The 11,938-nt window shown below is 44.5% G+C and carries 7 protein-coding genes; all 7 read left to right on the forward strand.

Features of this window, described 5'->3' with window-relative positions:
- The first annotated feature begins 3 nt into the window (after positions 1-3).
- Complete coding sequence (locus K6V21_RS10925) at positions 4-747, forward strand: hypothetical protein (RefSeq protein WP_224321773.1); 744 nt, start codon at positions 4-6, stop codon at positions 745-747.
- A 4-nt stretch (positions 748-751) separates the two neighbouring features.
- Positions 752-3,016, forward strand: coding sequence for a hypothetical protein (locus K6V21_RS10930; protein WP_224321774.1), 2,265 nt, complete (start codon positions 752-754; stop codon positions 3,014-3,016).
- Positions 3,003-7,202 carry a contractile injection system tape measure protein gene (locus tag K6V21_RS10935; RefSeq protein WP_224321775.1) on the forward strand — a complete coding sequence of 1,400 codons (4,200 nt, stop codon included), beginning with the start codon at positions 3,003-3,005 and terminating at the stop codon, positions 7,200-7,202. Before K6V21_RS10930 ends, K6V21_RS10935 begins: the two co-directional genes overlap by 14 nt.
- Positions 7,203-7,228: 26 nt before the next feature.
- The gene (locus tag K6V21_RS10940; protein WP_224321776.1) at positions 7,229-7,822 is read left to right on the forward strand and encodes a DUF4157 domain-containing protein; all 594 of its coding nucleotides are present in this window, start codon (positions 7,229-7,231) and stop codon (positions 7,820-7,822) included.
- 11 nt (positions 7,823-7,833) lie between these two features.
- Complete coding sequence (locus tag K6V21_RS10945) at positions 7,834-9,126, forward strand: ATP-binding protein (protein WP_224321777.1); 1,293 nt, start codon at positions 7,834-7,836, stop codon at positions 9,124-9,126.
- Positions 9,127-9,224: 98 nt separating this feature from the next.
- Complete coding sequence (locus tag K6V21_RS10950) at positions 9,225-10,682, forward strand: aminoacyl-histidine dipeptidase (protein WP_224321778.1); 1,458 nt, start codon at positions 9,225-9,227, stop codon at positions 10,680-10,682.
- Between the two features lie 222 nt (positions 10,683-10,904).
- The gene (locus tag K6V21_RS10955; RefSeq protein WP_217715193.1) at positions 10,905-11,849 is read left to right on the forward strand and encodes a tyrosine-type recombinase/integrase; all 945 of its coding nucleotides are present in this window, start codon (positions 10,905-10,907) and stop codon (positions 11,847-11,849) included.
- The last annotated feature ends 89 nt before the right edge of the window (positions 11,850-11,938 follow it).

The raw sequence follows: 11,938 nt of genomic DNA on the forward strand, positions 1-11,938 counted from the left end.
CTTATGGAAATGAATAATAACAGACGCAACCGAAGTGTGCTGAAAAGCTACTTTCAGAAAGGTGATGTACCCACAGAACAACAGTTTGCTGAACTGATAGATTCCGTGTCGAACATTGTGGAGGATGGACAGGTGATGAGAACCCCCAGTGGATGGGCGTTTTTCCCTGGACAAGCCGGTCACTTGGATATCGGGCTTTACACGGAAGAACCTCTCACAGAAGTGGATATGCCCGCATGGACTCTCGCTGTCACATCCGAAAAGAAGCTGACTGTCAGGAATGCGAAGGGAGAAGCGGTGATGGAAGCATCGCAAGACAAATCGATAGTATTGTATGGTAGTCTGAAGGTGGAAGACGAAATTACCGCAACGGCTTACCGGACGACAGGCGGAGGAGGAATCACACCCAGCGGTGAAGGCTATCTGACTGTCCCTGCCGACAAACAGTGGCATGATCTGCCAATCGATGTGTCGCGTGAAGGTTTCGGTTGCCGTGTATACTCTGTATATGCCTCTTTTCGTGAACAGGGTACGGGGCTTTGCCAACTGACACGTGTTACCGCGCTTTGGCTTAACTTTATGCAACAGCGAATTGAATCACCCCAGAAGCACTGGTGGGGATGGACGGGCAGCGTCCGCTTCCGTTGGCAGATGCGGGAAAAGAATATATACCTGCAAATGCGTACCAAAAAGCAACTCCCATCCGGTGAGATACATTGCCGAGTGGTGGAAATGTATAAAGGATAAGCTGATGGGAAAAGACAATAATGGACCCTATATCAGGCAGTTGGCGGAAAACGAAAATCTGTACTCATACCTGCAAAGGCAGACGCTTGAAGAAGTGCACCGCCTCTCGGGAAAGGTATGGACGGATTTCAATGCCCATGATCCCGGGGTGACTCTGGCAGATATCGCCAACTATGCGCTGACAGAAATGGACTACAAGCTCGGTTTCGGTACGGTGGATTACTTGACCGGGGAAGATGGAATCTTCGAACCTGAACGTTTCGGACTCTTTCCACCCGAAAAGGTGTATACCACTGCCCCTGTTACACCGGAGGATTATCGAAGACTGTTCTTCGCCCGCATTCCGGAACTGGAAAACGTATGGGTGGAATGTAATGCGGCAACCGGCGGCTACACTGTCAAGATTGCTCTTTCCCCCTTTGAAGAAGAGGATAACGGAAAAACGGTGGTAAAGCAGGTTGCGAAGATTTACAACAGCCACCGTAATCTGTGCGAATACCTCGACAAGGTAATCATCGTACGGTCCGCAGAATTGGAATTTCATGCAGAATTTGAGATAGAGCCGGGCAAAGATGCATCTATTGTGCTGGCGAAGCTCTATGAAACCATCTTGCATTATCTTTCCGGCGGAGTGTACGTCTGTGCACCGGAAGGGCTGGAAACCTCTGGCTTGTCACCCGAAGAGTGGTTGGAAGGGTCGGAAAGCATTGTGCGTGTGGTAATCCCCATGCAAAAGAATACCGAATATGAGCTATATAAGAAACTTTGTCAGGTGGAAGGCATCCGGTCGTTCAGCACCTGCTACCTGATGAAGGATGGAAAGCCACAGACCGACTTCTCCGAAGGGTTCAGCTTGAAAATTCCATGTATGGAGAAAGAACTGAAAGTGCGTATCCGTCAGGGGCGCTCTGTTATGCGAGTCGATATGGAGAAGTTCGCAAGATATCTGAAAACCTTTTATTATGCTCAGAGGCGTATCAGCACGAATGAAAGCGACATAAAAGGAATTGGCTGGGGAAATATGACAGGAACATACCGCAACATTTTCACCTATTCCCCCATAGCCGGAGAATTCCCCGCATGTTACCGTCTCTCACCCGGACAGGAAACTCATGCTTCCTTTGAGGCATACTTGAAACTGTATGACCGAACAATACAACAAGGATTGCAGGAAGTGAAGGAACTTCCGAACGTGCTTTCCATTGACGAGAAAGACATGGATTGTCATTCTTCCTTTCGGAATATCTATGCACTGAAAAGTCGTTATCTGGACTTTCTTGACCATCTGTACGGGGTAGAGAGCCAGCCCGAATGGTTGGAAGAGTCAAACTGCTATGGTGAAATGGAGAGTGAGACGATTGGGCGGCGAATGTCATTCTTGCGCCATGTTGCCTATCTGATAAAAAATAGAGCAAAGGCGCGGGACATTACGATGTCGGAGGGAGAGCATAACGCCCCCATAGCGAAGGAGTGGTTTTGTAGGTTGTTGGGCATTAACGGAAACGAGGAACATACCGTGGGCAATGTTCTTCCCGGGCATAATCTACAACTGATAGAGAAGAAACCCGGCCGCCCCCTGGCGGACCGACTGGATGCTCTACTTATTGATGAACGTATACTGGAACCGGAGAACGTGACGACCGTAACTTATGAGCAACTGGCAACGGATGAGGAAGGAAAGCATAAAGAATATAGTCAGTTAAGAGCGGAATTGCCGATATTCAACCGGAATAGAATAAGCGGCGACTTATTCCGCCACGGCATTTCTCTTGGTAACTACCGGATTGTAGAAGCTAAAAAGGATGAGTATCTGTTGGTGTTCCACAATAAGGAGAAAGGCGGATGGACCAATCTTGGACGTACCGATGACAAAAAGAGGTTGAATACGCTGGCGAACATCCTGCGGAGATATTTACTGGAATTGAACCGGGAGTGTGAAACGGTTTACGTATTGGAACCGGTATTGGTGAGAAAAACGGAACCTTTCCGGCTACTGATTGTGCTCCCGATGTGGACGCTTCGTTTCCACTCGCCGCGCTTCAGGGAGATGTGCAGGGAATTATTGCGCTCTATTATTCCCGCTCACCTGGCAGGCCGGATATACTGGATGGATGAGATAAGTATGCAAGGTTTTGAACATTGTTACAAGTTATTAATGAGGGCTTTGACCAACAGTGACTTGGCGGATTACAGCGCCCAATTGCTGGAAGTCATATACGAGTTGCTGGGCAAAGCGGTAGAAATACAGACATTGGATGATACGAATTGACCATATATCGTTTGAGTTCGCTGCTGCGGACGAACGGTTCGTACACGACTTGTATGCGGACTGGGATGGCTTTTGCCGTAACTGTTTTGAAAAAACGGTGGATGAATGCTTTTCTCCTTTGGATAAGGACAGGGTGTTGCGTGAAATAGAATTGTTGGAACTGGATTTGGGTGGTATCCTCGAGGAGGACTTCTACCGTGAGTTTCCCCGGCGCCTCAAAGCGGAACTGCTGAAAGTGTTGCCTTCATGGGGCATACCGACAGAGAGCGAACGGAAAAAGACGGATGCTTCGCGCCTGGAAAATCTACTGTTCTATCTGGAACACGGTTATCAGAAGGTGGAATGGGACGACAGTGCTTTCGGCCTGACGGAAGAATTGGATTGGGCCGTTTCACAACAGGCACTTCATGCAGAGAGTATCGTATCTCTTTGTATGAAAAAAAATCACGCCTTGCGCCGTCTGTTATGGCAGACAAGTGATGACAAGGCTCTTATTCGGCTCTATGCCGACTTGCTTTCCACGTCATCGTTCGGCTTGCACGAGAAACGTCGTTTCCTTGCAATACTTCTGGAGATGAAACCCGGTATACCCGTGCGTTTCATTCATGAGGATACTGATGATAACAGGCTGCAAGGTATGGCGGAACTACTCGATACGCTGTCCGTCCGTCGGATAATGGAAACTGAAACAGAAGAACATGCTGAAGTCGATCTGCCCCCATACTGGCATTATTTGTATGAATGGCTTATCAATTATTATCCCTTTAACGGGATTGCTATCTTCGGAGGCAAAGGAGATTTTATCTGTCATCTGCACCATCGGTTGCTCACATTCATCCGTAAGCGGAACTACTCTTTCTACCTCTCCAAACAAGAACTGACAGTCAACTTCCTGCTTGAAGTCTTCGGGACTGATTACTATAGGGATGTATTAAATGCTATCTATGACCTCCAGCCGCACTATGCAGACGGTTCACCTGTGTATGACGGATATTTAAACCGGGAGTTGTATCGTATCTTTTTACAACTTTCTCTACTTCGTCTGCCGATGGCGGGAGAAAGTCCGAAAGAGAAACTGGATTCCGGGTGGAAGCAAACGGCATATTCTACAGATATGGAAATGGTGGCAGAATATCTAAATGATACGCAGAAAAGTATAGCGGACAAACGAAGTTTATTCAGACTACTGACAAAGGAAAAGCCGGAAATACTGATGGATTGGTTACAATCGGAGGCTGCCAAAGACAACGCTCTACTTAGTGTTATAGCTAATATGGTTGATACTGATCTTCTCAACCGTCTGCTTTCTTCCGTTTCTTTCATGGCGATGGAAGTGGTTGACCAGGTAAGAACCTATCTACTGAACCATATATCGAAAACAGAATGGCTAAAAGGGATTTCCGAAACTCAGTTTAACTTTATTTTTTGCAAAGCAGTGTTACTTTGGATAGAAAACGAACACTGCGGTCTTTCGGAGTCGGAACGCATCGAACAACTTCTGCATCAGTTCTATCAGGAGATTTCAAGTGGTAGTAATGAGTCTTCTATCAAAATATTATCTGAAAAATTGTACTTGTCGGAAGATGTTTGGAAGCAAGATGCAGGAAATGGTAAAATACGTGTTGACATTCTGAAACTTCGACAGATATTAGCCGACAAGAGTATACCGGAACTTGTAAAACGTAGAATGACGGCATTGTTCTTGGAGCAATCCATAGAAAATGAAGAGAATGCCATATGGCTGTTACACGAGCATGAAGTATTGGAGTATACACTTACTTTAATAAGTGAGCCCGTTTTAGAAGAAATTATCAGGCAGTCGGTTGTGCGGATGAACGGTATATCCCATATTACAGAATTGTTATCCCTGTTTGATTGGCTGGTAACTAACGAACAGGCCCTCTCAGCATATTTGAAGGATAGGACATCCGGACTGAAGGTACAGATGGTTTTATGGCTGGCAAAAGTTTCCCAATCGTCAATTAAGATGGAGGGCACTGCGAGAGAAATTCTTTATTTACTTCTTATGGCATTGTTTGGCAAGGAAAATATACCGGTTGTCATTAAACAGATATTTCAAGGAAGTATTAGGGAGACAGAAACCAGGAATGAGGAATATGATGATATGGAAGCAGTACTGGACTTGCTGATGACTATCGAGGCCGGTAACGGGAATCCTGCAAAAGTAAGGTTTGAGGAATGGGTACGGAAAACCAAAAAAGATTCCGACATCCTTCCCATACTGTTGGAAAACCGTTGGAGCGCTGGAAATGGCTTTACCGATTGGCTGGAAGACGCTACCATTTCTACAGATGGTAAGCGTGAGTTGTTACAGAGAATGGTTGTCGAAAAAGTACATGAATGGGTAGGTCTGCTACGTAGGCAACCCGAAGAAAGCAAGGCTGTAATGTTTGTTGCAACCTATTTGTCAGCCCCTCTTCTTCTGCAAAGCGTGGCACAAGCGGACTTCCGTCAAGCAGCGGTATTGTCGGAAACGATTGAATGGCTGCAATGTAAAGCTGATAGGATTCCATTCCTTACCGGAAATGACAGGCTTCTTTCAACGGCTCTTTCTGAAGCATTGCTGTTCTTTATGCAAGATAGAGATACATTAGGTGGAAGATCCTTAACGGAAAAGGAGGTGGTAAAAAAATTCCTGGCTCATTTGTATTTTGTCTATACCGGAAAGACTGATTTCCAAAGCGATACGGAATGGACGAATTTACCGGTCAATCTGGCTGTTGACTTGGAAATGGAGGTATGGCAAGATGTACGGGAGGACGAGTTTGCTGATGTATTGTTACAAAAGAATATAAGCAATACCATATTCAGTCATCATATTGTTTCCGTTCTGGAAAAGTATCCGGAGAAATTTTTGGCATGGCTGGAGAAGGATGCTGATCTGGTTTTGATAAAACGGATTGTCGATGTATCGGATATAACCATACTGGGACAATTGAGTCTGTTTTTGTCTGCCATTGCAGGATTTGAATATCCTGATGATTTCAGGCGGTTGACAGGCTGGCTCAGCCGATTCGCCAATGATCGGATATTTACTTCGGATATAACCAGAGTATTGCTGTTATGGGTAAGGGAAACAAATTGGAAAAAACAAACGCCGGAACAAATGGAAGATTATTTCATTTCCCGCCTGTTCGGTAAAAACGTAGCCCGATTACCGATAGAGTGGATTGCAGACAATACTTTGCCGGAAAGTGTACGAAAAAGAATGCTCTACAACCATATCTTCTTCCGACCGAAAGAACTGTTGGATTACATTCGTCAGTCTGTGGTACGGAATACATTGCATACAGATAAATGGTTGGAATGGATGAATACCGGAGAATGGCTGCGGCTGGTTGCAAGTCTGTCTCTTTCGCAAGCAGAACTGTTGCAGCAAGTTATGGATTACATATTGATAAGTTATCCGGTTCAAAAGGAACATTTAGAGACGGCTCTGGCAACCTATATCATTGAAAATCCTTCGGAAGAATGGGCGTACAATAGCAGGGAAGAGAAAATCCGCTCATTTGTGAAATCACTTCCTATCCTGCAAGAAAAAACAGAAAATGAATTTAAAAACATAGTGAATATGATAAGTGAAAAATTAATGCCGGAAGAGGAAAAGAATTGGTTAACCGGCGAACCGATGTCTGACCCTAAAATATTCTTTATTGATAATGCAGGTCTCTGTCTGCTGTCTGCGTGGTTTCTCCGATTGCTGAGTATGCTCGATTATCTGAACGAGGCAAGGAAAGATATCAAAGATACGAAATCAAGAATTCGTGCCATATTCTTGCTACAATACCTCACTTACCAAGAAGAAAAGGAATACCGGGAAACAGAATTGGTGTTCAATCGTCTGCTTGTTGGGTTGCCGATGCATATCCCGTTGCCAAAACGGCTGGAACTGACTGCCGAGGAAAAACAAATCGCTGACAGCTTACTATCGGCAGTAAAAGCGCACTGGTCCAAGATGAACGGAACATCGATGAAAGGATTTCTGCAAAGCTTTGTTACCCGTACAGGTCGCTTGGAGGAACAGGACGAAAAATGGGTACTTACCGTGGACGACAAGGCGTTTGACATCCTACTCGATTCCATCCCCTGGGGATTCCGGCAGATACGTTTACCGTGGCTGAAGAAATATATACAAGTAAAATGGCACGAGAAGCAGGAGTTCTGATATTGAATATTAAATAAAGAAATCGTATGGAAGCAGAGAAAGTACATCAGGAAAAAGTAGCACGTACCATACAGCAAAAGCAGGATGGCGGCGGTGCATTACAATTTGTTGATAACCGTATGGTGAACACGCTTTTGCAACGTGTTGGCTTAGAGGATGAAGAAGGATTTCAGATGAAAACTGCCCAGTTACAGTCTGATGAGGAAGAAGATACCTTGCAGGGTAAATTTGAACCTACTGTTCAGCGTGCGGAAGACGATGAAGAGGGCTTGCAAATGAAAGCGGATACTGTATTCCAACAGAAACCGAATAATACCGGTCTGCCTGATAATCTGAAAGCTGGGGTCGAAAGTCTTTCGGGGTTTTCAATGGATGATGTAAAGGTACATTATAATTCTTCACAGCCTGCCACTGTCCAGGCACTAGCTTATACGCAAGGAACGGACATCCATGTGGCACCCGGCCAAGAGAGGCATCTGCCCCATGAGGCATGGCATGTAGCCCAACAGCTGGCAGGACGTGTTGAACCTACTACGGAAGTGGGTGGTATGCCGGTCAACGACAATATAGGTTTGGAACATGAGGCAGACGTAATGGGTGCCAGAGCGAATAGCTTGTAAAAGAATAGTCTATGAATGAATTTATCGGATGGTTCAATCAAGTTCTGACTATTTCTATCCAGCTTTATTTCCAACAGGAGTGTGAATACTCCTCGCTGGAAGAAGTAAAACCACCTGTAAACGGATGGTTGGAAAAGGTGACTGGCATTCCTGACTTGACATTTGACGAACGGATGGTGGTCATGTTGGCGTTGATGCCGCATGTCTGTCCGCAGATACTGGACATCTTTTTTGTACAAAACAAGAACTTCGACCGACAATATACGGAATTCGGCGGTTGGAAAGGCTTGTCACATGGAGGTTTTCTGCCAACTGGTGAGACTGCCTCTTTTATCCTTGCCGGAGAAGATACGGAAAAACGGAAAGGGGTGATCCGGTTCTTCCAAAAGGATCACTGGTTCTACACAAAGAATATCCTCCGTCTGGAAGGTGCCGGAGAAAGTGAACCCTTTCTCAGTGGGCAATTGCGTGTATCGGAAGAATTCCTAAGCCGTGTCTTGCTGGACAAGGAATATAAACCTGATTATAACATCGGCTTTCCCGCCAAACGCATTACCACTCAGCTGGAATGGGAAGATATGGTACTGGATTATCAGGTAGCTACCGAATTGGAAGAAATCAATGTATGGATTTCCTCCGGTAAGACTGTCATGGAGGATTGGGGACTGTCCCGTATTCTGAAAGCTGGATACCGTTCGCTGTTTTATGGGCCTCCGGGTACGGGAAAAACATTGGCTGCGACTCTTTTGGGCAAGAAGAACGAGATGGACGTGTACCGGATAGACTTGTCCATGATTGTATCCAAGTATATCGGCGAAACGGAAAAGAACTTGGCAAAGGTATTCGACCTTGCCGAGAACCGGAACTGGATTCTGTTTTTTGATGAAGCGGATGCTTTGTTTGGCAAGCGTACATCCACCAATACATCCAATGACCGGCATGCTAACCAGGAAGTGGCTTACCTGCTGCAACGGATTGAGGATTTTCCCGGCATGGTCATTCTGGCTACAAATCTACGCTCGAATATAGATGAGGCATTCTCCCGCCGTTTCCAGTCGGTGATTTATTTTCCGATGCCGACGGAGGAACAACGGGCTGAGTTATGGCGGAATATGCTTCCAAGGAAATGGTTGGGAAAGGATGCAGAAGAGTTGATAACTATGGCAGCGGAAATGGAGCTTTCCGGTGGGTCTATTACGAATGTGGTGAGGCGGTGTGCATTACGTATGATCCAATCAAAGAAGAAACTGCTGGATAAAGTAATGTTGAAAGAGGCATTGCAGAAAGAAAAAATAAAATGTTGAATGTAAGTATACTTTTTTGATAGATTTAATTCATACAGTATTTATTGCATGGTTTAAGAATAAAAATGTATATTTGCGAAAACTAACTTTTAAACGTTATGAGTACAATTTTGCAATTAGCTCCACAGAATGTGTGGAAGCATTTTTATTCGCTGACTCAAATTCCCCGTCCGTCCGGACATATGGAGAAAATAACAGAGTTCCTTGTAAACTTTGGAAAAGGCTTGGGCTTGGAATCATTTGTCGATGAAATAGGCAATGTTATCATTCGTAAGGCAGCTACTCCGGGTATGGAAAACCGCAAAGGCGTCATTCTTCAGGCACACATGGATATGGTGCCTCAGAAGAACAATGATACTGTTCACGATTTTACAAAAGATCCTATTGAAACCTATATCGATGGCGATTGGGTAAAAGCTAAAGGTACAACTCTGGGAGCTGATAATGGTCTGGGTGTTGCTGCTATCATGGCAGTGCTGGAAGATAATGGCTTGAAGCACGGTCCGCTGGAGGCTTTGATTACGAAGGATGAAGAAACAGGTATGTATGGTGCTTTCGGTTTGAAACCGGGGACACTGAAGGGGGAAATTTTGCTGAATCTTGACTCGGAAGATGAAGGCGAACTTTATATCGGTTGTGCCGGAGGTATTGACCTGACGGCTACACTGGAATATAAGGAAGAAGCGCCCGCTGCTGATTCTGTGGCCCGTAAGATTACCTTGAAAGGTTTGCGTGGCGGACATTCCGGTCTGGAAATAAATCAGGGACGTGGTAATGCCAATAAACTTTTGGCTCGCGTGGCACATGATGTGCTGATTGAATTTGATTCTCAGCTGGCAAGTTTCGAAGGTGGAAATATGCGTAATGCCATTCCTCGCGAAGCGTGTGCTGTATTGGTGTTCAATCCGGAAGATACGGAAGGGCTGGAAGAGTATATTAAAGAATATGAGGCGCAAATCAATGCGGAATATGCTCCAATTGAAAGTGGCATTACTTTGACGATAGAGCCGGTTGAACTTCCTGCAGCTATTGTACCAGCTGAAATTCAGGACAATATGATTAATGTGCTGATGGCTTGTCAGGATGGCGTGATGCGTATGATTCCTACAGTGCCTGATACCGTGGAAACTTCATCTAATCTGGCAATAGTTATCATTGGTGGTGGTAAAGCGGAAGTACGTATTCTGGCACGCAGTTCTTGCGATACGATGAAAGAATTCCTGGCAGACAGTTTGACGGCTTGTTTTGCCATGGCAGGTATGAAGGTAGAACTAAGTGGAGGATATTCCGGCTGGCAGCCTAATGTGGATTCTCCGATTTTACATGCTATGAAGCTGTCTTACAAGCAACAGTTTGGAGTAGAACCTGCTGTGAAAGTAATCCATGCAGGTTTGGAATGTGGTATTATTGGTGCTAATTGTCCGGGCTTGGATATGATTTCCTTCGGACCTACACTGCGTTCTCCGCATTCACCGGATGAACGTGCATTAATTCCTACAGTTTCTAAATTCTACGATTTTCTGGTAGCAACACTGGAACAGACACCTGAGAAATAGAGAAATATCTATAGATTTTAAAAGCGGGGAGAATGTTTTTTAGAACATTCTCCCCGCTTTTTTTATTTGATATTTTTATTTAAAAAAATGCCGTTACTTTATAGGTAACGGCACAAAATATGGTGCAAACATAAGTGTTTTTCCATAAATGTGCAAATAAAGCTGTTCTTTTTTCTATAATTCTTTAAAAAAAGAGTAATTGTATTCAAAAAACATTCAATTATGAAACAAAAATTATTATTGGAGATGCTATCCTCCACTATTCTGGAACTTCGTGCAAATGGCCAGTGGGGCACTGCACATGTATACCGGAGCGCGCGGAATTCTTTCTTTGCATTTAATAATAAGGATATACCGTTCTGCAAATTGAATTCGAACCTTTTGAAACGTTTCGAAATTTATTTGCGCCAGCGAAGATGTAGCTGGAATACGGTATCTACTTATATGAAGGTGCTCCGGGCGGTTTATAACCGGGCAGTAGATAATGGTTATGCCTTATACATACCAAGGCTTTTCAGACATGTGCATACAAGTGTGTGTGCTGATCAGAGGAGATCTTTGGATGCTTCTGATATTGGTAACTTACTTTGTGAAACGGAGAAAGTACCCATTAATGGCACTTTGCCTTTAGATGTACAAAAAACAAAGATACTATTCGCACTTATGTTTTTGCTGCGGGGAATTCCATTTGTTGATCTGGTGTATTTGCGTAAGGCGGATATTCAGGATAATATTCTGAGATACCGTCGGCGGAAAACCGGTCGACCATTGACGGTGGCGTTGACGCCTGAGGCTATGAGGTTGATTCGGATGGTGGCTAATACAGATCAGAATTCTCCTTACTTATTCTCTTTCTTATCCAGTCCTGAAGGCACTGAAACGGCCTATCATGAATATCAATCGGCATTGAGGGCTTTCAATTATAAATTGTCTGTATTGAAGAGATGGATGGGAAGTCATGCCCATCTAAGTACGTATACTATTCGTCATACGTGGGCAACAATGGCTTATCATTGTGAAATACATCCGGGTATCATATCAGAAGCAATGGGACATTCATCTATCAAGGTTACGGAAACTTATTTGAAGCCTTTTCAAAATCAAAGGATAGATCAAGCCAATCAAGAAGTTATCTCTTTTGTGAAAGGGCATGCTGCTGTCTGCTAAAGATTGGGGCGGATTTTATAGAGTTTCATTATAAAACGCTGATATTTGACTGTTCTAGAAATACAAATAATCAGCTAATTTCCTGGGAT

The organism is Bacteroides cellulosilyticus (genome assembly GCF_020091405.1).
Classification (GTDB): Bacteria; Bacteroidota; Bacteroidia; order Bacteroidales; family Bacteroidaceae; genus Bacteroides.